This window comes from Enterococcus sp. LJL128 (assembly GCF_056924295.1).
The window spans coordinates 1-20,143 of the sequence record NZ_JBXPBP010000015.1; the positions used below are offsets into that span (position 1 = coordinate 1).

Here is a 20,143-nt window from a genome sequence, read left to right on the forward strand (position 1 = left end):
GCTGTCATCCAACAGAAATTCCATTTTCCGACCAGAAAAGACACGCTGAGTATACGCATACAGAATAATTTTTAATAGCATCTTCGGGTGGTAGGCCGGTCGGCCTAATTGTTCTTCTAGTTTATTAAAGAGTGTTTGCGGCATGGCTTCGACTAAGGCATTGACCGCAAAAGCGACATCCGTTTCAGGAATAAACTGTTCCAACTCTAATGGTAAAATCGTTTGATTGATGGTATAATCTTTAAACATAAAAGCACGCTCCTTTTGATTGGGTTTGGTCACTTTAATCATACAAGGCTGTGTGCTTTTTGTGTACCCTAAAATTAAAAAAGTGAGAAAATAATCAGATTTTCTTCTGACTATTGTCCCACTCCCTTTTATCTTTAGTCGGTGATTTCTACCGTATCAATTACAACATCAAATGTCGGACGGTCCTGCGCATCACGTTGGACACCAGCAATCTCATCCACTATATCCAAGCCTTCAGTTACATGACCAAATACAGTATGGCGGAAATCAAGCCATGGTGTTCCACCGTTTTTATAGGCTTCGATGATTTCTTTTGGAAAACCAGCGCCTTCCAGCTGCTCCAACATATTTGCCGGCATTTCAACCTTGTTTACAATAAAGAACTGACTACCGTTAGTATTTGGTCCAGCATTAGCCATGGATAAAGCACCACGTAAATTAAAGACTTCTTTTGAGAATTCATCTTCAAATTTTTCGCCGTAAATACTTTCACCGCCCATTCCTGTTCCAGTTGGGTCGCCGCCTTGGATCATGAAATCTGGAATTACTCGATGAAAAATCACACCATCATAATAGCCTTTTTTTGCTAACTCGACAAAGTTTTTTACTGTTTTAGGTGCTTGTTCCGGGAAAAGCTGAATAGTAATATCTCCTCTATTCGTCTTTACTACCGCTTTTGGTCCTGATACATTTTCTAAATTCAACTGTGGAAATTCACTCACAAGTAGTTCCTCCTTAAAAATGATTATTGTTTTATCATACCTAATCTCAGCAAAAATTACCATTTTCTTTTCTTAGAATCTTTAAAACTTTTTCTTATTCACAAACTATTACTTGCTTTTTTCCTGTACAAATGCTATTTTGTGAAAAATGATTGAAACGTAACTTGTTTATTTTATCCGATAATTTGTTCGATGAATTTGGAGGAAATGTAATGACCCATACAACTGAGATTTATGACTTAACAATTATAGGCGGCGGTCCTGTCGGACTTTTTGCTGCTTTTTATGCCGGTATGAGACAAGCTAAAACAAAACTGATTGACAGTTTACCTCAATTAGGAGGACAATTAACAACTTTGTATCCTGAAAAATACATTTATGATGTACCCGGATACCCAGCAGTAAAAGCAGCCGATTTGGTCGCTAACCTGGAAAAACAGTTGGAAACATTTGACCATGATATTTTTTTAGAGGAAGAGGTCACAAACCTCACTCAAAAAGAAGGACACCTTGAAATTGAAACCAATAAAGGCATGCACTACTCCAAAGCGGTTATCTTAGCTATCGGAAATGGTTCCTTCCAGCCTCGGCGTCTGACTATTGATGGGGCAGATACTTTTGAAGATCAAAACATCCATTATTTCGTAAAGGATTTAAGTACTTTTTCCGGTAAAAAAGTTGCAATTGCCGGCGGTGGTGATTCTGCAATTGACTGGGCTTTAATGCTGGAGCCTGTTGCTGAAGAAGTTTCAATTATTCATCGCAGGCCAGAATTCCGCGGGCATGAACATAGTGTGGAGAAACTAAAAAGCTCTAGCGTTCAAATTCTCACCCCTTATATCATTGACGAGCTGCTGCTTGAGGCTGGTTCATTTTACGGTATTCAGCTAAAACATGCGAAGGAGAAGCAGGTGCGTAGGCTTCCAGTGGATTCTTTAATTGTCAATTATGGATTTACTTCTTCTTTAGATCACTTAAAAGACTGGGGATTGGATATATCCCGTCATTCAATTAATGTTGAGTCTGATATGTCCACAAACATTCCCGGAGTTTACGCGGTTGGGGATATTTCTACTTATAAGGGAAAAGTAAAATTGATTGCCACTGGTTTTGGCGAAGCACCGACTGCAGTGAACAACGCACTGCATTTCATCCAGCCGGACGCACGGACTCAACCGATGCATAGTACCAGTCTATTTGAGAAAATTAATCCTGAAGTTTTTTCAGGCTAATCCTACAAAAATAAACAGATGAAGATCCTTTTAGCAGGTATCTTTATCTGTTTATTTTTATTTAGCTTTATTACATCATCTCATTCTGCCATTGATAAATAGCCTCTTTCACTTTCTCTAACAGCTCTTCCGGTGTTTGTCCGCTAATTCTTTCTCCCTCAAATAATACATAAAAGCTTTGCGCGCATAGTACACACTCATTTATGCAGGAATAAGTGATGAGGTCGCTATTTTCATTTATAAAAGGATTCTCCAGCAGCAGTGATCCGCCTTTTGCCAAGTTTTGTTCACAGCACTCAATTAATGGATTCATTGTTCTTCCCTTGCTTTTTAGGATATATTTAGTATACCATTGTTGTATTATAGTAAAAAAATCACGTTGGAGGAAATAATATGGTTATTCAGGGGAAAACATTAGAAGAAACAGCTCGTGCATTATTAAAGCAGAGAGGTGTGGAAATAGAAGATATTGCTGATTTAGTTATGTTTTTGCAAAAAGACTATGTAGACAAGCTGGATATAGAAACCTGTATTGAACATGTCGAAGCAGTTTTATCGAAACGAGAAGTGCACAACACCATTATCACCGGGATTCAGTTGGATATACTTGCAGAAGAGAAAAAACTACTCCAGCCCCTTCAGCAGATTTTGTCTGATGATGAAGGACTTTATGGAATTGACGAAATTTTGGCTTTATCTATTGTAAATGTTTATGGTTCAATCGGCTTTACCAACTACGGTTATATCGATAAAGTGAAGCCTGGTATTCTGGCTAAGTTGAATTCTCATGACGGCGTTTCTGTTCATACATTTCTTGATGATATTGTAGGCGCTATAGCCGCTTCAGCTGCCAGTCGTCTAGCTCATTCTCAGCCAGATAAAAGCAGAATTACGCAATAGTAAGTAAAAGAAGTATAGCGAAGCCCCCCTATTTGACTGGCAAGCTGGATAGGGGGGCTTTTAAGACCCTGTTTATTTGCTTTTCAAGAACTAGAAAATAGCCAGTTTGACTAGTCTTCCATTCCTTTTTTCATCAACGAGCTGAAACCGCCATTTGTATAGCGCGTAATGCGTTAAAGTGATATATTTTATAGACAACGTTTTGCTTTTGCCAAATGACACTGTTGGTCTGATAGTCGCCGTTTTCACCAACCTCTAAACTGATTTTCCCATCAGTATCTGGTGCTGGCAAAGCATTCTTTTCCAAATAGTTAACAACTTCTTTCGCTAAAGAAACAGGATCTTCCCCTTCAATATTTGAAGCTTTTACAGTAAGATTCCAATTCCCCTCTGCCCATGTCAAGTAGCTGGATCCAGCTGCTCCCTGCATATATCCCGTCAAACCAAAGCCAAGATCGACTGGATTTCCACCTGAATCACTAAGCTTATCAACCGCGGCTTTTGCTTCTTCGTTCGTACCAAACGTTATTTTTTCAAAAGAAGCAATCGGCTTAAGCTCGTTTAATTCCTTGCTGTTCAGTCCAATCGGATGATTTTCAGCATAGTATAAAATTCGGTAGTTTGCTTGGTCTTCCGATGGCGTTGTGGCTGCACTGACATAGTTTGGTGTACTCGCTGTTAAAATCTCTGAAGGCAGTGCATCAGCTGGAAACAGCTTAGTCAGACTATTTAATATACTGTTCGCCTGATCCTCCGGAGTAGCTTCATTTGCCTGTGCGGATGTTTCACTCGTTTGAGAACTCCCCTCTATAGTACTCCCTGATTTTGCTGTTGATTGCTTTGTTTCTGATTCAGACGACTCTTTACTACTTGTTAAACTAGTCTCACTACTGCTTTTGTCGGTTGAATCCTTTGATTTATCATTGGAATTGCTGCATCCAACAATTAGCGCAGTCAAAAACACTAAACTGCCTATTAGTAAATAATTCTTTTTCATGACTTTTCCTCCTAAACTAAAACGTATTAACTCAAGAATGCCGCTGTAAAGATGAGCATATCATATAAATAATGAACAAAATAAGAAATCCAAATATTCTTCGTTTGGATATAAGGCAATGTCAACACCATACGGCTGCCGCCTATGAGAAACACACATTGAATAATATTCCAATCATACGTGGGCAGATGAAGCAATCCAAAGACTACGGATGAAACAATCCAAGCGATAATTACTGCTGTTTTCCTCCTTAACTGCCAACGAGCAACCATTAAATGAAGGACTGCTAAAAAAGGGATGATTGCTAGAAATTCTTCACCGAACAACTGAAAAATTTCCTGGAATCTTAGAAGTAAATATTCCATTAGAGCTGCTTTACCTTCTGAATTTGTGGCTGCTGGATTATCGGCCAAAGTGCCACTCAGCAGTTCAATAATACCTCCAAGTAAAGAAGCAAAAAGAATCGCCCCCAGCACATAACCTATGACCAGCAGGATTTCTTTTGGATAAATTCTCCTAAATAGCTTTTTCCAGTCTTTACCAACTGCTAAAAATAACCCCAAGAAACCAGATAGAACTAAAACGATTCCACTAAAAAGCTCATTTTCATAGATAGAAAGGCTTGGTATATAAACCACTGTTAAAGACAAAAATCCTAAAAAAGGAAATAGCAGCATAACTAACCATTGCCAACCTGCAACGCTATACGGAAGATTCCTGTAAAAAGGGAAGTCATCATCTTTTTTTTCAAACCAAAAATACTCTTTCATGGTGTTCCCTCCATTGTTTTTTCTATAATAAATTCTATAAAAATTTTTTTATCCTGCAAAATGACATTTTGTAGAAAAAATAGTCCTTTCGCTCACTTTTTAATAGAGTTTATCTTTAATTGAAGGATAGCACACATCTTTTTTTTAGAAAAAAGAAAGGCATTTGTTTGGACACAGCTACAAAAAGTTCTGACATGCAATAGCTGCTCCCGCATATCAGAACTTCATCAGTAATTTTTAAATAATTGATTAATCAAAATCTGTCGTTAAATTATCAATCCCTAAAGCCTCCATCTGTGGAAATTTATCCCGCGGTACGCCCCAAAGGTTAACAGATAGACCTTTTTGCTGTGCTTTTGCGATTAAATCTGCTGTTGAAACTGCAGGATTATATTTGATATCTAGTCCAGCATTCACACCCAGAGCAGCTGCTTCTTCAATCATTTTTACATTCAGATTTTCACTTAACAGTTGAACCTGTAGTTGTGGAAGTCTGCTCTTCATTTCTTTTAGATTTTCATAATTGAAAGAAATGACAACACCTCTTTCAGAGAAGCCGTATTGATCAATTAATTGCGTAAGGTGATCATAGTCTGCTGCTGCTACTTTCTCTGTCTTAATTTCTATAAATGGAATGCCTTGCTTGCTGCCCATGATGCTGAGAAATTCTTCCAAAGTGGGAACCACTAGCTGTTCCTGACTATAAGTAGAAACATTCGAGCCGGATATTATTCTGTAGCTTCGGATTTGTTCCAAGGTTAAATCACTGATATTTCCTTTACCATTAGTCATTCGATCAATTGTACCATCGTGCATTACAACCCACTTCTTATCCTTGGTCAAACGTATGTCTGTTTCCACGCCCCACGTATCTGCTTGCTCAAAAGATGGAATTGAATTTTCCGGAGCTACTTGATGATTTCCCCGATGAGCTACATAACGAATATCTTCCATCATCTCATTTACCTGAAGTCCATCAGCTGGGATATAGCCAGAATCCGTTCTATAAATTTTCTGTTCAGAATTGTAAACAATTCCTTTGATATACGCCATACTATTCGAAGAAACTTTTTTTATTTCACTTGTCAGCTGTCTGTCCTTAAACAATACAGTATCCCCCTGAACACGGATTCTGACAGGATAATTCATATTAATCTCGGCAGTTCCAGCTGTTGCATGAGCCTCTAAACCATTTGCGCTTGTCAGATAGGCTTCTGCTGTATACACGCCATTGCTAAAGTCAAAATCTTCGTAGTCCATCCGAACCTGATAGGTTCTATCATCCTGCCGTTTTCCCTCATACCATCTCAGGTCACTTTGGTCTTCCTTTGACCAAACAGGAACCTTGATTTCTGCCACAGGAGCTTTACTATCAACTGTGACTCTTACATCGAATTGACCTTTGTCTGTACGTGTTGGATCAAGTTCCGCCGTGATGCTGGGTTTATCCACCTTAAACTTCCCTAACTCTGTTTGCTCAATGCGTCCGCTCTTTTTGTTCACAATAATATCTGCATAGTAGCTTCCAGCTTCTTGATGATTCTCAACTAAAATATCACTTTGCCATTTTTTTGTCTCAGCATCATAAACTGCGTCATAGAGCTGCAAATCATTCTGACCATTCTGTTCACCCCAGACAGGGAATTGCACCGAATCAATTTGACGCAAACTGGAAAGCTCTGCCGTTATCCGATAGACCGTTTGACCATTACCTATATCTACTAACTGGAAAACAGGCTTTGAGTTAGGATAGCTTATTCCTATTCCATTTGTTTTCTCTTTCAATAAAGTTTCCAGATACTCCTCTTGATAATTAGGATTTACACTAATTCCTTCATCATCGCCCGCAGATTCAGAGATAAGCATCGGAATCTGGATAATATCTTCTTTCGAAAGCCGATATCCTTCAAGACCAGGCCAAGCTGCCTCCTCTTGATAATCCAAATTATTAAACAACAAATACCCAAAAAGTATTCCACCCAACAAGAACAATCCGCAGCTAATTAAAAGCTCGTACCATTCACTATGTCTTTTTTCTTTCTTGTGCTTCATAAAAAACCTCTCATATGTATGTCAAATTCTATCATTAAAATCTGTTTGATTTATATTCTTCACCAGATACTTTCTACCAGCTAATCTCAATTAATTTAGTTTCTCTTACTCATATCTTTTCTATTATACATGAGAACTTTATAGAACCCAACTTACTAAGGATAACTTTTACACTTTCATTTTTCTTACAATTATTCAAGCGAACATACATTGTTACAGACCTAAAGCTTTAAATCGTTTATGTTCCTCAATACACTGAGGCAACTCTTCCGATAAAAAAACAGACTTAAAAACTCAAGCCTGCTTTCTTTCTATTTTGATAACATACGTATTACTTCTTCTATTGCGGCAGCAATATGATCCAGGTGCTTTTCTTCTCTTATCTTTTTAATCTATTCAATGTGGTTTATTCGTTTTATCCTTTCAAACAAAAGCAAACGGGGGTTGAGACAGAAACAATTAGCTTCAAGCACCAATTAGATACTTTTCAGCATCTGTTCTACTTACGCAGTGAGCAGTCACAGTGATTTAAAGCAATAAGTCGGAAATTATGAAAATGACAGGAAACACGAAGGTAAACCATTCGATGTTGACCGATTCCTATCTGGTGCGCCAAAAACGTTTACTAAATTTCGGCTTATTGTCGAAAAAGCTGCTTCTGCGGTTACTCGTTGCAATTCAGTGCCCATATGTGTTACTGTCTCACCATTTATGCGGATTTAAGCGTACGAAAAGTCTGGGAATTTATTTATGTTCCATCCGTCTGTCATTTTCTACGTAATGCCTTCCTAGCCAAACATTATTTTAATTATCAATGTTAGGTTGACTGTTGCATAATCTTATTTCCACAAGTTGCAGCTAGGAAAAAGCTTATTAGACGATTAATAACTATTTCAGCGAGTTCCTTAAGCTGCTCATCTGAAAACTCAACTACTTTTTACTGTCAAATTTATACCCCCTTTCGATGACTCTTCATCTTACTTTCCTTCTATGTTTTTTAATTCCAGATTGGAAACCTCTTTTTTTACAAAATCCAAATATTCTCTAATAACCTCTATTGTCTCCAGTGGGCTAAGATATGACGAATAGTAAATGCTGCTAATACTATCTAGCACTTCTTTATAATCATGTTCTTCAATTGCGAAGCATAAAGCCATTTGTTGTTTCTTAGAAAGTTCCATTCTCCAATCCCCCTACATACCATTGTCAAATATCTTGATGAATTTTTATCGTTCACCTTATTCTGGCTAGACCTAGATATTTTCTTTCGCTTTCCTCGTCTGTCTCTAACAGTCTTCTCTGTTATACCTGTGTGGAGAATAATATCTCCTTCAGCATATCCACCACACCTTATTATTTTTTCTCTAATGAATAACAGCTTTCCCTATCTCCTTCACCAATTACTTCTGTTACATCAGAATGTTAATGCAGTATACGAGGGTGATAAATGTTGATACTACAGCGTTTCATTCGTTGTGACCAGCCTCTGGGAGTGTTATAATCTAAGTACGAATTCAGATTAGCAACTCTCGCTGGGTTGCTACGAAAACCTTGTTTTCGGACAAGTTTTTTTGTTTGATTGCATTTCTCATTCCTTTCAAACAACCTTCTCTAGATTCTGCTACTTCCTTCTCTAGATACTCGATTCTTTTCCAAATCCAATGATGTCCTTTCCTGTGTTCAAACCACAAAGGTGATTCTCATCGATTTTGAATGTAGGATTTCCATAATCAAATTTCACAAGAAAACGAAGAGTAACTAACGGCTTTAAAATTGTGCCCTGTTTTTCTTCAAAATATTTACGTGAGGTTGCAACAAAAATGTTTAGCTCTGAAAACCAAGTAGGTATTGTTTAACATCAGCTCGTCCCTCACTTGTTTCACAACAATAAGAAGGATCAGCGGATTGTTAATAATGCAACATCACTTTTTCCTCCTATGCTGCTTATTTATTGAACATTTCTTTCATCAAAGCATCTTTTCCTTTATATTTTTGCTTCTAGCCCGTCCAACTATATAGCCCATAATGAACTGCTAAACTTCCACATCCATAGAAGTAAACTTTTTGTGCTGTTTGTTTCATTTGCTCAATTGTTGCTTTTGTCATGTTCTTCACCTCCAGACTCATATCGCCTTTGACAACATATTAATCGACTTAGAAAACTTTGTCAATACAAAAGTTGACTAAGTTTACTTTTTCTGTTTAAATATTTACTAAGGAGATGATGAAATGCTAAATAGACTAATTGAGTTACGTAAATCTTTGCGATTGAACCAAGAAGATTTTGGTACAAGGCTAGGAGTAACTAAGTCAACTGTTTCAAACTGGGAGAAAGGGAAGCGGATTATCCCAGAATCCACACGTCGTTTGATGATAAAGGAGTTCAATGTAGACCCCCTATGGCTGGATACTGGAAAAGGAAATATGTTTTCTGAATCAGAAGATGCAATAATGAGGCTGTTTGATGAGGTTAACTTTGGGGATAATGAATTCCATAGAAATCTATTCCGAGCTTTTTCAAAATTTGATAAATCCGAATGGGATGCGCTTGAAAGTATGATTGACAAGATAAATGCAGAAACAAAAAAACAGACTGATTAATCAGCCTGTTTATAGTAATAACTAGTAATAGTATAGATTTTTTTTATTAAATGTATATCTTTTATCTGATAAAGCATTTTTATAATATATTCAACATATTCTTTCTCAGACATTGAGTTACTTTCATTACTCAGTTTCATGATAACAACCCCTTATAATTTATGATTAAGGGCTTAGTTAAATAACAGGATTTTTTATTTAAATTAATATTCAGTGTTTTGCTCCATAGATATCTGACATACTTTAAACGTAGGTTTCTACAAAGCGGGAGCAGCACTAGCTATGTGCTTTTACATGATGGTCAATCTGTGAATGTGCTCCTGTTTTTTCGTGTCTACGGACTTACTCCGATGATGCATGGTACCCTGCTGATTAAAACCATAATTGCATCCATCTAAAAACCTCCTTTTTATATTGCTATATTCGGATTGTAGCAAATCATTAAAGGAAAATAAATAGAGGATGAGTGTTTATAACAAATTAGAATAAAATAACATACATATTATTAACAATACTCCCATTTTTATGATTATTCGCCATTTTCCTGATAAATTTATTCTTGTAAGTTATATTTTTATAAAAAAGGGGAATTTTTTTGAAAGTCGGAGAAGCCTTAAGTTTCTTTAGAAAGAACATGAACTTGACACAAAAAAGTGTCCGACCAGATTATATGAAACAACCCACTCTTTCAAAAATAGAAAACGGCAAGCAAACAGTGCCTTTTGAAGAGATAAGAGATATTTTAAAGAAGGCAGGAATTGGCCAAGAAGAATTTTTTTCTGTTGTTGAGCTTGACGAAGAACAGAATAAATTTCGGTTGCTATTTTATAATTGTTCAGTTAATTCAAGTGATTTGCAGTCAAAAGAAAAGTTACTTTCCATATATTATGATTTAAATAATCGGAGCAATCTTAACATACAGGAATACTCAAATCTTGTATCAATAAAGATTCATTTGGGCCATCGCTTTAAAGAAGTTACTCCTCTATCAAAAAAAGATATGCACAAAATATACCATTACCTATCAAATAAAAGTTTTTTTACTCATTTTGACTATGTTTTACTAAGCGATACCATTTTCATTTTTGACGATACACAGATTGACCTCCTTTCAAAAGCGGCATATCCAATTAAATATTGTCATTTAAGAAATCAGAAAACTAGATTGTTTGTTCTTAATGGAGTAACTAATATAATCACAAAGTATTTATTTGAGAGAAATTATTTGTTGGCTGAGAGGTATATTGACCTAGCGAAATCTATGGATTCTGGTGTAAAGGATTACCACTATCATCTAAACATTGGATATTTACATAATATGTATTTGTACTTAACCACAAAAGAGTATCACTACCAAAAAGTCGCTAGAACATTTGTTGAAACTCTGCAAAATATGGGAGAAACATTATGGGCTGAACAGATGGAAAGTGAAATAAATCGTTTACTAAATTCCGAAATCAATGAATATCAGACTAACATGATAGATACAACAGATTTTTAAACAAAAAATACACATTCCCGATCAGCCAAAACTATTGAAGAGCAAAAAGAACAGTCTCTAGAAGATCTTTATTTTACAAAAAACGAGTTATTGAAATTTCTAAAGCATGTTGAATTTCATACAGGTATACTACTTGACTACTCCAAAAACAAAAAAGTCTAACAGAGTTATTTTAGTGGATAAGGTTGTTTTAGAACAATTAAGTGTTATGCAATTTGAGCAAGAAGAGATTAAAAAAATCTTTCCTGCTTATCATGATAAAAATTTTGTTTTTACCAAGCTAGAAGGGAACTTCTGCGGTTATCCGGAATCAAGAAGAGCAATAGGTTTCTGTCTAAAAAGATACCTGTAAAAATTAGTTAATAGTAACCCCCTTACGCTTCACAAGTTTAGCCACACCGCGTAAGCTTACTCCTAGATGCTGGTATTGATTTACAAGCGATACAAGAACGAATCGGACACGAAGATTCTAAAACAATGAGAAAGGTGTATCTTCATATTACAAAAGAAGTAAATAAACAAGCGGTACAACGATTTGCACAATTAATGAACACGGAATCAAAATAGCATAAAAAGAACAATGATACCCAGCATGATATCATTGTTCTTTTTTCATGCCTTTTTCCGATTCTTCAACTCTTCAATCTGTCCTTCAGTCCTTTGTATCGAATTGCCAAACTCAAAATGGAACGCATGAAATAATTGAGAGCACGCATGATATTCTTTTACTATCTTCTTTTTATTGACTGGATTACTTTTCTCACTAAAAAATCATCTAAAATTTTAAGAGGTTAATCCCAAGAACTCAATCGCTCTAACAAATCACTAATTTCATGAATACCTTGATAACTAATTTCTTTTATCGGTTGTTTATTTCTAGTGATACCCGTTTTTATACTATCCATCAGCATTCTACTTATTTTTACTAATGGTGACCACCTGTATTCTCATTTCACTATCCGATGCCTCTATAGACAACACTAAAAAAGAAAGATGGGATACTTATGGATAGAAAAGTAAAAATATGTTTGAAAGAACTTTTTAAGGAAAGAGGAATATCTCTTAGAGAATTAGCTCGTTTATCAGATATTGAACCATCAATCATTAACAAGTTAGCAAATGGAAAAAGAGAGAAAATTTATTTGCCACATATTGAGCGGATTGCAAAAGCCTTGGATATCGAAGATATTTCAAAAATTATAAAGCTGAAAAAAGAGGATTGATTTCAGAAAGTAGGTCAAAAGTAGGTCAAAACAAAAAAGAGAACGCAAGGATTATCTTCGAAACGCTGCAATAGCGCCGATATTCCTTCGTTCTCATGGGTTTGGCACCCAATGGGCCGTGAGGGGCTCTAACCCGCGACTCGCTGATTAAGAGTGACTTAAAATCTTTTTCACACGTATATATGTTATTAAACCGGTACATTTTTTCTCTATTTTATTTATTATCTCATGATAAACACTCATTTTAGACAAATTTTAGACTAGCATTCTCAAAATCAAACTCTTATAATATAACATCAAAATATTCGAATAGCATATCCTACTTAATAGATATATTTATTTGCTTGATTCTTCTGTTGAAAATTTTAAGAGTAAACTGTTTTCAGTAGCTGAAATCATTCTAAAATTGATATATTCAGGTGTTTTTTCTCTGCAATAAAAAGTCATAAATCGATACTCCATTATATGAACAAATTCATAAAATACTCTTTCAATAGAGACTTCATCTTTCTTTTGAGTGTTTATAGTTACTACATATGTTGTACCTTCCAGTTTTATTGAAAAATCTAGTACATTTTCAATATCCCTCAACCAAATTCTAATTTCGGTACTAATTCCTTCCTCTACAACATAATTAAGTTTTTCATCTAAGCATTTTACAAAATCATTTAACATTATTTTCTTCATATTTTTAGCCTAAATTTCCAAAAATAGACAAGCTAATTCACTCTCATCTCTATTTCCTTTATTATTAATTAAAAAATAGCACCTTTCATTTTCCAATATACATTGTCTAATACTATAAGAACTTTCGGCTTCATACAACAGAATCCATTCATCATTTTCCCACAAGTATAGTTCTTCTTCATCATACTTAATTATTTTTTTATCTTTAATACTATAAAAATAACCTTTACTATTATACAACAGTTCTTTTTTCATTTTTCCATCATCATAAATAATTTTTTCATAATCACGATAAATTGTTTCTTCTTGATTATTAGTAAGGTATGTTAAACCATTAACTGAATGTTCTTCCACTGTAAATAGAAGATTATCATAGGTGAAAAAATAATTTTTTTCTCCATCCATCAGTCGAAAACGGCTTCCATCAACATAATAATTCTGCATAAAAAAAGTAGTACATTGCATTTTTACTATTTTCTTGTTCTTAACTTCTACACTATACAATGTTTCATTCTCTAAATCTTGAATAATTACATAGTCATTTAAAGTAGAGGCATACATTTGATAGATTACAAGTTCTTCATCCACATCTATTTCTGTTACAAATGAAAAATTTTTATCAAAAACAGTCAATCCTTTATAATTGCTATTTATTACTATATATTTTTTTGTAACAGCTAATGCATAAACATCATTATTTTCTATTTCTTTCTTTAGAATTTTCAATACTATCATCTCCTTTATCTAGGTAATTTTTTTGTTTTATCTTGAGTGCCCGGAATTAGTTCGCCTGTTTGATGGTTAGCTTCTCCTAAATGATTACCTCTTTTATCATAAACCTCTATATGCGAGCCTTCACCTCTATGAAAAGTATCCCTATGATAAAACTTACCATCTTTTTCATAGACAACTGCGCCTTTTATTCTTCCTTTACTTTTGTTTACTTTGAAACTCTTATCACTTAAAATAGTTTCATTATCTAAAGGAAATCTTCCTGTAGTTGGTTACGAATGTATTCTTCTATCTGTTTTTTATTTCTCCCTACTGTGTCCACGTAGTAGCCTCGACACCAAAATTTTCGATTCCCATATCTGTATTTTAGATTGGCATGTCTATCGAAAATCATTAAACTGCTTTTTCCTTTTAAATAACCCATAAATTGAGAAACACTTAGTTTAGGCGGGATACTTACCAGCATATGAATGTGATCTCTACAAGCATTTGCTTCAAGTATCTCGACACCTTTTCTTTCGCATAACTCTCTCAATATTTCCCCTATACTTGTTTTATATTTTCCATAAATGATTTGTCTTCTATATTTTGGGGCAAATACTAGATGATACTTACATTTCCAGACAGTGTGTGATAAACTTTCGTTAGCCTCTTTCATAGAGGTGCCTCCTTAACTTTTGATGTGGTGGTCGGGAAACCAACTTCATCTTATCAGTTTAGGAGGCTTTTTTACTACCACGCTGGAAGCTCTTAGGAGAGTCTGGGACAATAGTCAGAAGAAAATCTGATTATTGTCCTACTTTTTTAATTTTAGGGTACACAAAAAGCACACAGCCTTGTATGATTAAAGTGACCAAACCCAATCAAAAGGAGCGTGCTTTTATGTTTAAAGATTATACCATTAATCAAACGATTTTACCATTAGAGTTGGAACAGTTTATTCCTGAAACGGATGTCGCTTTTGCGGTTAATGCCTTAGTCGAAGCCATGCCGCAAACACTCTTTAATAAATTAGAAGAACAATTAGGCCGACCGGCCTACCACCCGAAGATGCTATTAAAAATTATTCTGTATGCGTATATACAGGAACGAATTGGTCATGAAGATTCTAAAACCATGAGAAAAGTTTATCCTCATATTACGAAAGAAATAAACAGAAAAGCAGTAGAAAAATTCGCTTTACTCATGAATGATAATTGATTAAAAAGACCCTAAACTTTTTACCAGTTTAGGGTCTTCTAATTTTCTAGTCATCATCTATCCAATCTTTTATATCACCTAAGTAGATATCGTTAGGGTGAGAAGTTTGTTTCAAAAGTAGTATCGCTGTTTTTTTATAATCTTCTAAAATCTCCTCTAATTTTTCTGGAATAAGGGCTTCAATATCTTCAAGTTCTGTACTCTTCTTTAGTAATGTTATTATTTCTTCATTTATTCCTTTATCCATCACTACCCGAACTGTATATGGACTAAAAAAATAAATATGGGCATCATCTATAGATAAGGCTTTTGTTGCTATTGCTTCAATAAATCCTAAAAAATTTATCAAGACCATTCGTTCAACTTCTTCTTTATATGTTACGCTCATTTTCAATTCCATCAAACATATCCTCCTATTTATAGCTCCACTTATTAATAACTTTTACATTAAATACTTTACCAGATTTACTTTGAAAATAATGGATCGATATTTCATTACCAAATTTATCATACCCATTTTTATATATTTTTTTCCATTCTCCTGATTCAATTCGTCTTAATTGATCAAGTAGAGGTCCATTATTTATTTTATCTTTTAACGTTTGTCCTTTTGCTGGCTCAAATCCTTCTGGATATTGGGGGGCGTCTTTTATAGAATTATAGGTATTCTTGATCTCCGATTCTTGAGGAGAGTTTCCTAAAGAGTCCAATCCCTCATTAAAATACATCGCTCCCACTGCGGCAATGGATATTCCTTGCGCCACGATCACACCATCAACCACAAGACCATAGCCTCCTGTTGCCAACGTTACAATGGCTGCACCTCCTATGGCACCTACAATTCCCGTCACAACCGCTGCACCTCCACCCACAATTTTTAAGGTGGTGTCCACAATATCTGCAAATTTATCCAACACATCTATTGCTTTATCCAAGAAACTTTCTTCGTTGATTTCTGCGGTAAGCTTTTCATCAATAACGCCATTTCGATAGGCAACATACTTAATTTCACCGTTTTCTTCCAGCTTTTGAATAACTTCTATTCGATCAATGGTACGCTCTTCATTGTAGCTTTTTAGATTCTTATACCATTGCTGATTACTAAAATCGGTAATACGATAGCCAACTTGCGGACTGATAAAATTAGCTGGATTTCCTAACTGCGCTAATCCAGTGTTTACGTCGGTCATTAAACGAGCTAGTTCAGAATACTGAGACCCATGACTTCCTTCAAAACGCTGATACTTTTCCAAAATCTCTATTTCATCTTTAATCGGTTCCATACTTTGCTTTTTGAAGAAGGCACCTAAAACCGGCACATCTTTCATAGATTCTGCCAAAGCATTCATCAGATTGAAATAGTCATTTTGGGCTGTCTGTAATTCTCTATAAAGCTCTGCTAATTCATCTGTATCTAGTAATTCATCTGTTTTACCCACTTCTCCTACAAAATCAGTTAAATATCCATCTAAGCTATTTTCCATCTCATAAAAGATATTGAAAAGAGCTTGATCGATTTCTTGATACGCTTCTAAATGCGTCACCGTAGAAACCCAACCGTTCCCAAGAAGATTGCGATTGCCTTTTAACCCATCTATTGAATTCGTAACAGACTGAAAACCGCTGACGCCATTTAAACGTTCCGTACTAATGCTTCGCTTAACATCAATCAACTCTTCATAGCTAAACTTCATCTGCTTCCTCCTTCCGTACCTGTTCGTAGCCCTGTTCTGCTTCTTCATAGCTAGACTTGCGTTGTGTCAATTCTTCTTCCAGTTCATCTTCTGCCAGTGAAAAGACTTGTTTCAACTCTCGTTCTGACTCTTCCAGCTCGTCTAATTTCTGATAAATCTGTCGCTCTGAATCCGTTCCTTTCGCAAAGTGTAGCACACGTTCCCAAATTTCTTTTTGGCGATAAAGGACACGCCTACTTTCTTCATAGGCAGAAGGTATATCAGCTGTCTTTTTCTTCAAAGATAAATAAGCGGCTTCTTTTTCTTCTACTGCTATACGCAATGTTCGTAGGTCCTTTTTCATTTTAGCCACCTCACGCCTGCATGGTTGACATACTGTCTTTAATCGCTTTATCAGAGGCTTCTATCGCTTGGTGTACTGCTTGAACATTCTTCACTTCTGTTGCTAAACACGCCTTATAGGTGCCAATCGTTTGTTGGAAAGAAGCAAGCAACTGTTTCAATTCATCTGTCGCTGGACTGGTAGAATCATGGATGTTAAACGTAGGCTTAAACTCAATATCTCCAAGTGCAATCAGTACATCACTAGAAAATTTTGTAACTGCTTGGCTATCTGTGCTCACTGTATCTGTCATTTTTAACTCTCCTTTTTATTATTTCCATTTCAGTATATCAAATAAAGTCACACTTTTCTTCGCTTTTTTAGTTCGTTTAGTGATAGTTCGATTTCTTTCAACGTTTGAATATAGTCAGAATAAAAGACATGAAAAATTTGAGATTGTGCACAGTAGGCACGAATAATTTTTTTCTTATTAACTGGTCGCTTTTTGTCATTAAAAAATAATTGAATTAATTCTAACGGTTGTTGCCAAGAATATAAACTTTCCATCAACTCTTCAATCAAAAAAATGTTTTGATACGTAATTTCTTTTAGTGGCTGTAAATTATTCTTTGAATCATTCATTCTTTTCTCCTTCTGGTGCTTTTAAGAGCACCACTTTTAAAATCATTTTACTATATGATGTCTCTAAGAACAATACATAGTGAAAAAGGAGATGAAAATATGAGATATAAAGTCCAGATTGAATTAAAAGAATTAGTAAAAGAAAGAGGCATTTCATTAAGGGAACTCGCTCGTTTATCAGATATTGAACCATCAATCATTAACAAGTTAGCAAATGGAAAAAGAGAGAAAATCTATCTACCTCATATCGAAAGAATTGCAGATGCTTTGGATATTGATGACATTTCTAAAATTATCAAACTCGTTAAAGACGAATAAATAGATTGAGGTCAAAATGTGGTCAAAACAAAAAAAGAGAATGCGTACTCCATCTTCTAAACGTCCGAAGACGCCGACAGAATACCATTCTCGTGGGTTTGGCACCCAATGGGCCGTGAGGGGCTCGAACCCGCGACCCGCTGATTAAGAGTGACTTAAAATCTTTTTCACACGTATATATGTTATTAAACCAGTACATTTTTTCTTTATTTTATTTATTATCTCATGATTAACAACCATTTTAGACAAAATTTAGTCTAGTTTTTAACGTAAATCTTCTTATAACATAACAAAGAAAAAGTATTGTAAAGGAACCAGTCCTTTTACAACACTCCTAATTTCTGTTTTCTTCTATTATCTACAGATTTTTGATTGTAACGCTTACGAGGCTTAACCGTTTCTAAGGTATTAATTTGATTTCTCAGTTCAACAATCTTTCCTTCCGGTAACATCTTTACAAACTCTAACCAGCCCAGCACTCTTTCAAGAGTGTATTTTTCACCTGATCCAGATAGATAGGGTTTAATTTTCCTGATAGCATTCGTTTTATAATCATATTCAATCTTATAAAATGAATACTCATATCTGATATTAGTTTTATGTGCTTCTCCTTCTACAATCAAAGACGTTTGCAAAGATAACTTTCGTTCATACATCACAGGCGGAAAAGGATCATCTACAATATCAGAACTTGCTTCATACTTCATAAATCCCATTTCTTTCATGTATTCATTCATTTGTTTTCCTCCCAAATAAAAAAAAGGCTAGTAAAGATTTTCATCTTCACCAGCCAAATCAACTGTTTATTGTTCATCTATTAATTTAATATTTTTTTCTTCATAAAAAATATCAGTAGCACTTCTTAAAATATCCTCATTATATTCCGGCTCAATATCTGATTGAGAAATTTCAAATTTTTCATGCCTTCTTACTTTGTAAATTGCATTTCCAACATACTTTCGAGTGCTGTTACTATACTCATATTCTTCTTGTGTTTCTAAAAGTACATAATAACTTTCAGGAGTTTCATACACTGTAGCATTCGAATCTTTTTGATTAAAAACTGAATAATGACCATACCCGCCACCATCATCTTTATTGAACTCATAAACTGCTTTAACTATTTCTTTCCCCTGACTTGATTTAGAACCCCCGCAACCAGCCAAAATGAACAAAGCAATTAAAACAAACCCAAGATATTTTTTCACTTTCTTTCCCTCCGTTCTGAAATTCAAGTCATATTGTAACATTTAAAAGCAGTTAAAACTATCACTTTTAAGGGAATCGCCAAAATACCGTTCTGAAATTCGCTGGCGGTCTAGGTGTCCAGTTTTCAGTTGCACTTACTAAACCACTCCCGCCCGGATTGTTACTTTCTACTATCTTAAAGGTTCCATCGCCATTCACACCAGTTATTAACAGTGTGTGAACTCCTGTACTGAATGAATCAGGATTCGTTATACTTTCATACTGCATAACATCACCAGCTTGAACTTCACTTTTAGAAACCTCTTTCGCTCCTGATCCAGTGTAGCCAGATCGTACACCACCAACACCAAAACGACCACCGCCGTTATTTATCCAACGTTGAACCGCTTTGATACATTCACCTTCTGCATTCCACCCAGTCGGGAAAGTTTTTCCAACATCGGCATAAGCTAATTCAATCGCTTTTTTCTTCCAGCCAGTCGCAGAACCATCACCGCCAGAACTAGGCGGACTAGTCGCACCGGAAAACAAATCATACCATTTTTGAGCGAGTTCTTGACGCTCAGGATGTGGATCACGTGGACGTTCTCTATTCATCTCGTACGCAGTAGCCGCTTTTTTTAAATCTGTTAGCTTTTTAAATTCTTCACCCGAAAATGGATAGGAGGATGTAGGAATATAACCACGACCGACCCCCGACAATTCCCAGTCTATTACTTCCACTTGCGTTTTTATTGATTTATAATCACCTGTAATGCCAGCCGTTTTCATAGCTGTCATTAAATTACTTTTTGGCGTCCATTGAATCAGCCCATAGCCACCACCACCACTCAATTCATTAGTATCGCCAACAAACGTACCACCTGTTTCTTGATCGATATTACCCAACAATCCGGCTATGGCTTCCTCAGTGTACCCTTTTTCTTTTAGCAAAGACCAAATTTCCCACGCATTTTTTTGTGCGTCTGTCGAAAGTTCCGGAGGTGATCCACCACCCGAACCAGAAATACCACTTCCACCAAATAAAAACAGAATAAACAAGAACAAGAGAAGGAACGGCAGAACGACAACACCGAACCTTTTCACTAATTT

Annotated in this window: 26 protein-coding genes and 1 pseudogene; 8 read left to right on the top strand and 19 right to left on the bottom strand. The window is 35.5% G+C overall.

Features of this window, described 5'->3' with window-relative positions:
• Both AC1Z3K_RS14780 and AC1Z3K_RS14785 read right to left on the bottom strand, forming a co-directional pair.
• Window positions 1–249, bottom strand: a 249-nt coding sequence (locus AC1Z3K_RS14780; protein WP_461733116.1) for a transposase, incomplete at its 3' end; no start/stop codon positions are given.
• A gap of 134 nt (window positions 250–383) precedes the next feature.
• Window positions 384–971 (bottom strand): peptidylprolyl isomerase, encoded by a 588-nt coding sequence (locus AC1Z3K_RS14785; protein ID WP_426084043.1) that lies wholly within the window; start codon window positions 969–971, stop codon window positions 384–386.
• A gap of 212 nt (window positions 972–1,183) precedes the next feature.
• Here AC1Z3K_RS14785 and AC1Z3K_RS14790 point away from each other — a divergent pair, with 212 nt between their 5' ends.
• Complete coding sequence (locus tag AC1Z3K_RS14790) at window positions 1,184–2,203, top strand: NAD(P)/FAD-dependent oxidoreductase (protein WP_461733117.1); 1,020 nt, start codon at window positions 1,184–1,186, stop codon at window positions 2,201–2,203.
• A gap of 70 nt (window positions 2,204–2,273) precedes the next feature.
• Here the strand turns inward: AC1Z3K_RS14790 and AC1Z3K_RS14795 are convergent, their stop codons facing one another.
• Window positions 2,274–2,516, bottom strand: a complete 243-nt coding sequence (locus AC1Z3K_RS14795; RefSeq protein ID WP_426084045.1) for a DUF1450 domain-containing protein — start codon at window positions 2,514–2,516, stop codon at window positions 2,274–2,276.
• A gap of 80 nt (window positions 2,517–2,596) precedes the next feature.
• Between AC1Z3K_RS14795 and AC1Z3K_RS14800 the strand changes: the two genes are divergently transcribed.
• Window positions 2,597–3,103: a phosphatidylglycerophosphatase A family protein gene (locus AC1Z3K_RS14800; protein ID WP_426084046.1), complete on the top strand. Its 507-nt coding sequence runs from the start codon at window positions 2,597–2,599 to the stop codon at window positions 3,101–3,103.
• A 133-nt stretch (window positions 3,104–3,236) separates the two neighbouring features.
• Here AC1Z3K_RS14800 and AC1Z3K_RS14805 read toward each other — a convergent pair whose 3' ends face one another.
• From AC1Z3K_RS14805 to AC1Z3K_RS14820, 4 genes are all read right to left on the bottom strand, one after another.
• Window positions 3,237–4,100, bottom strand: a complete 864-nt coding sequence (locus AC1Z3K_RS14805; RefSeq protein ID WP_426084047.1) for a hypothetical protein — start codon at window positions 4,098–4,100, stop codon at window positions 3,237–3,239.
• Window positions 4,101–4,126: 26 nt separating this feature from the next.
• A complete protein-coding gene (locus AC1Z3K_RS14810; protein ID WP_426084048.1) occupies window positions 4,127–4,870 on the bottom strand; it encodes a CPBP family glutamic-type intramembrane protease in 744 nt (247 codons plus the stop codon).
• Between the two features lie 249 nt (window positions 4,871–5,119).
• Window positions 5,120–6,922: a glycerophosphodiester phosphodiesterase family protein gene (locus tag AC1Z3K_RS14815; RefSeq protein WP_461733118.1), complete on the bottom strand. Its 1,803-nt coding sequence runs from the start codon at window positions 6,920–6,922 to the stop codon at window positions 5,120–5,122.
• 977 nt (window positions 6,923–7,899) lie between these two features.
• Complete coding sequence (locus AC1Z3K_RS14820) at window positions 7,900–8,103, bottom strand: hypothetical protein (RefSeq protein ID WP_426084051.1); 204 nt, start codon at window positions 8,101–8,103, stop codon at window positions 7,900–7,902.
• 1,048 nt (window positions 8,104–9,151) lie between these two features.
• Here AC1Z3K_RS14820 and AC1Z3K_RS14825 point away from each other — a divergent pair.
• The 4 genes from AC1Z3K_RS14825 to AC1Z3K_RS14840 all read left to right on the top strand — a co-directional run bounded on the left by AC1Z3K_RS14825 (window position 9,152) and on the right by AC1Z3K_RS14840 (window position 12,247).
• Window positions 9,152–9,523, top strand: a complete 372-nt coding sequence (locus tag AC1Z3K_RS14825; RefSeq protein WP_426084052.1) for a helix-turn-helix domain-containing protein — start codon at window positions 9,152–9,154, stop codon at window positions 9,521–9,523.
• Window positions 9,524–10,118: 595 nt separating this feature from the next.
• Complete coding sequence (locus AC1Z3K_RS14830) at window positions 10,119–11,024, top strand: helix-turn-helix domain-containing protein (RefSeq protein ID WP_461733119.1); 906 nt, start codon at window positions 10,119–10,121, stop codon at window positions 11,022–11,024.
• A 175-nt stretch (window positions 11,025–11,199) separates the two neighbouring features.
• Window positions 11,200–11,376 carry a hypothetical protein gene (locus AC1Z3K_RS14835; protein ID WP_426084054.1) on the top strand — a complete coding sequence of 59 codons (177 nt, stop codon included), beginning with the start codon at window positions 11,200–11,202 and terminating at the stop codon, window positions 11,374–11,376.
• Window positions 11,377–12,028: 652 nt separating this feature from the next.
• Window positions 12,029–12,247: a helix-turn-helix domain-containing protein gene (locus AC1Z3K_RS14840; protein WP_461733120.1), complete on the top strand. Its 219-nt coding sequence runs from the start codon at window positions 12,029–12,031 to the stop codon at window positions 12,245–12,247.
• A gap of 336 nt (window positions 12,248–12,583) precedes the next feature.
• On the opposite strand, the gene AC1Z3K_RS14845 is transcribed toward AC1Z3K_RS14840, so the two are convergent.
• The 4 genes from AC1Z3K_RS14845 to tnpA are packed head-to-tail and all read right to left on the bottom strand — an operon-like array spanning window position 12,584 to window position 14,324.
• Window positions 12,584–12,922: a hypothetical protein gene (locus tag AC1Z3K_RS14845; RefSeq protein ID WP_461733121.1), complete on the bottom strand. Its 339-nt coding sequence runs from the start codon at window positions 12,920–12,922 to the stop codon at window positions 12,584–12,586.
• 21 nt (window positions 12,923–12,943) lie between these two features.
• A complete protein-coding gene (locus AC1Z3K_RS14850) occupies window positions 12,944–13,660 on the bottom strand; it encodes a hypothetical protein (RefSeq protein WP_461733122.1) in 717 nt (238 codons plus the stop codon).
• A gap of 14 nt (window positions 13,661–13,674) precedes the next feature.
• Window positions 13,675–13,902, bottom strand: a complete 228-nt coding sequence (locus tag AC1Z3K_RS14855; protein ID WP_461733183.1) for a colicin E3/pyocin S6 family cytotoxin — start codon at window positions 13,900–13,902, stop codon at window positions 13,675–13,677.
• Window positions 13,903–13,913: 11 nt separating this feature from the next.
• Window positions 13,914–14,324 carry an IS200/IS605 family transposase gene (tnpA, locus tag AC1Z3K_RS14860; protein WP_461733123.1) on the bottom strand — a complete coding sequence of 137 codons (411 nt, stop codon included), beginning with the start codon at window positions 14,322–14,324 and terminating at the stop codon, window positions 13,914–13,916.
• Window positions 14,325–14,548: 224 nt separating this feature from the next.
• On the opposite strand from tnpA, the pseudogene AC1Z3K_RS14865 reads away from it, so the two are divergent.
• Window positions 14,549–14,752: pseudogene (locus AC1Z3K_RS14865) on the top strand (transposase); the annotation flags it as partial.
• Between the two features lie 160 nt (window positions 14,753–14,912).
• Here AC1Z3K_RS14865 and AC1Z3K_RS14870 read toward each other — a convergent pair.
• Genes AC1Z3K_RS14870 through AC1Z3K_RS14890 form a run of 5 tightly spaced genes read right to left on the bottom strand, consistent with a single transcriptional unit; the run spans window position 14,913 to window position 17,524 of the window.
• The gene (locus AC1Z3K_RS14870) at window positions 14,913–15,266 is read right to left on the bottom strand and encodes a DUF3969 family protein (RefSeq protein ID WP_461733124.1); all 354 of its coding nucleotides are present in this window, start codon (window positions 15,264–15,266) and stop codon (window positions 14,913–14,915) included.
• 13 nt (window positions 15,267–15,279) lie between these two features.
• Entirely contained in the window at window positions 15,280–16,560 is a 1,281-nt protein-coding gene (locus AC1Z3K_RS14875; protein ID WP_461733125.1) for a T7SS effector LXG polymorphic toxin, read from the bottom strand.
• The gene (locus AC1Z3K_RS14880) at window positions 16,550–16,903 is read right to left on the bottom strand and encodes a hypothetical protein (protein ID WP_461733126.1); all 354 of its coding nucleotides are present in this window, start codon (window positions 16,901–16,903) and stop codon (window positions 16,550–16,552) included. Before AC1Z3K_RS14880 ends, AC1Z3K_RS14875 begins: the two co-directional genes overlap by 11 nt.
• Before the next feature lie 10 nt (window positions 16,904–16,913).
• The gene (locus AC1Z3K_RS14885) at window positions 16,914–17,195 is read right to left on the bottom strand and encodes a hypothetical protein (RefSeq protein WP_461733127.1); all 282 of its coding nucleotides are present in this window, start codon (window positions 17,193–17,195) and stop codon (window positions 16,914–16,916) included.
• A gap of 47 nt (window positions 17,196–17,242) precedes the next feature.
• Window positions 17,243–17,524 (bottom strand): hypothetical protein, encoded by a 282-nt coding sequence (locus tag AC1Z3K_RS14890; protein ID WP_461733128.1) that lies wholly within the window; start codon window positions 17,522–17,524, stop codon window positions 17,243–17,245.
• A 99-nt stretch (window positions 17,525–17,623) separates the two neighbouring features.
• Between AC1Z3K_RS14890 and AC1Z3K_RS14895 the strand changes: the two genes are divergently transcribed.
• Window positions 17,624–17,842 (top strand): helix-turn-helix domain-containing protein, encoded by a 219-nt coding sequence (locus AC1Z3K_RS14895; RefSeq protein WP_461733129.1) that lies wholly within the window; start codon window positions 17,624–17,626, stop codon window positions 17,840–17,842.
• A 323-nt stretch (window positions 17,843–18,165) separates the two neighbouring features.
• Here AC1Z3K_RS14895 and AC1Z3K_RS14900 read toward each other — a convergent pair whose 3' ends face one another.
• From AC1Z3K_RS14900 to AC1Z3K_RS14910, 3 genes are all read right to left on the bottom strand, one after another.
• Window positions 18,166–18,579, bottom strand: a complete 414-nt coding sequence (locus AC1Z3K_RS14900; RefSeq protein WP_461733130.1) for a hypothetical protein — start codon at window positions 18,577–18,579, stop codon at window positions 18,166–18,168.
• A gap of 66 nt (window positions 18,580–18,645) precedes the next feature.
• A complete protein-coding gene (locus AC1Z3K_RS14905) occupies window positions 18,646–19,050 on the bottom strand; it encodes a hypothetical protein (RefSeq protein ID WP_461733131.1) in 405 nt (134 codons plus the stop codon).
• Between the two features lie 67 nt (window positions 19,051–19,117).
• Window positions 19,118–20,137 (bottom strand): phage tail tip lysozyme, encoded by a 1,020-nt coding sequence (locus AC1Z3K_RS14910; protein WP_461733132.1) that lies wholly within the window; start codon window positions 20,135–20,137, stop codon window positions 19,118–19,120.
• Window positions 20,138–20,143 lie beyond the last annotated feature (6 nt).

What these genes read in the sequence shown, in the direction of transcription:
- AC1Z3K_RS14820 (WP_426084051.1), bottom strand. Translation starts at nt 8,103, where the DNA reads ATGGAACTTTCTAAGAAACAACAAATGGCTTTATGCTTCGCAATTGAA.
- AC1Z3K_RS14895 (WP_461733129.1), top strand. Translation starts at nt 17,624, where the DNA reads ATGAGATATAAAGTCCAGATTGAATTAAAAGAATTAGTAAAAGAAAGA.
- AC1Z3K_RS14790 (WP_461733117.1), top strand. Translation starts at nt 1,184, where the DNA reads ATGACCCATACAACTGAGATTTATGACTTAACAATTATAGGCGGCGGT.
- AC1Z3K_RS14815 (WP_461733118.1), bottom strand. Translation starts at nt 6,922, where the DNA reads ATGAAGCACAAGAAAGAAAAAAGACATAGTGAATGGTACGAGCTTTTA.
- AC1Z3K_RS14900 (WP_461733130.1), bottom strand. Translation starts at nt 18,579, where the DNA reads ATGAATGAATACATGAAAGAAATGGGATTTATGAAGTATGAAGCAAGT.
- AC1Z3K_RS14880 (WP_461733126.1), bottom strand. Translation starts at nt 16,903, where the DNA reads ATGAAAAAGGACCTACGAACATTGCGTATAGCAGTAGAAGAAAAAGAA.
- AC1Z3K_RS14885 (WP_461733127.1), bottom strand. Translation starts at nt 17,195, where the DNA reads ATGACAGATACAGTGAGCACAGATAGCCAAGCAGTTACAAAATTTTCT.
- AC1Z3K_RS14805 (WP_426084047.1), bottom strand. Translation starts at nt 4,100, where the DNA reads ATGAAAAAGAATTATTTACTAATAGGCAGTTTAGTGTTTTTGACTGCG.
- AC1Z3K_RS14870 (WP_461733124.1), bottom strand. Translation starts at nt 15,266, where the DNA reads ATGGAATTGAAAATGAGCGTAACATATAAAGAAGAAGTTGAACGAATG.
- AC1Z3K_RS14840 (WP_461733120.1), top strand. Translation starts at nt 12,029, where the DNA reads ATGGATAGAAAAGTAAAAATATGTTTGAAAGAACTTTTTAAGGAAAGA.
- AC1Z3K_RS14795 (WP_426084045.1), bottom strand. Translation starts at nt 2,516, where the DNA reads ATGAATCCATTAATTGAGTGCTGTGAACAAAACTTGGCAAAAGGCGGA.
- AC1Z3K_RS14845 (WP_461733121.1), bottom strand. Translation starts at nt 12,922, where the DNA reads ATGTTAAATGATTTTGTAAAATGCTTAGATGAAAAACTTAATTATGTT.
- AC1Z3K_RS14875 (WP_461733125.1), bottom strand. Translation starts at nt 16,560, where the DNA reads ATGAAGTTTAGCTATGAAGAGTTGATTGATGTTAAGCGAAGCATTAGT.
- tnpA (WP_461733123.1), bottom strand. Translation starts at nt 14,324, where the DNA reads ATGAAAGAGGCTAACGAAAGTTTATCACACACTGTCTGGAAATGTAAG.
- AC1Z3K_RS14810 (WP_426084048.1), bottom strand. Translation starts at nt 4,870, where the DNA reads ATGAAAGAGTATTTTTGGTTTGAAAAAAAAGATGATGACTTCCCTTTT.
- AC1Z3K_RS14825 (WP_426084052.1), top strand. Translation starts at nt 9,152, where the DNA reads ATGCTAAATAGACTAATTGAGTTACGTAAATCTTTGCGATTGAACCAA.
- AC1Z3K_RS14890 (WP_461733128.1), bottom strand. Translation starts at nt 17,524, where the DNA reads ATGAATGATTCAAAGAATAATTTACAGCCACTAAAAGAAATTACGTAT.
- AC1Z3K_RS14800 (WP_426084046.1), top strand. Translation starts at nt 2,597, where the DNA reads ATGGTTATTCAGGGGAAAACATTAGAAGAAACAGCTCGTGCATTATTA.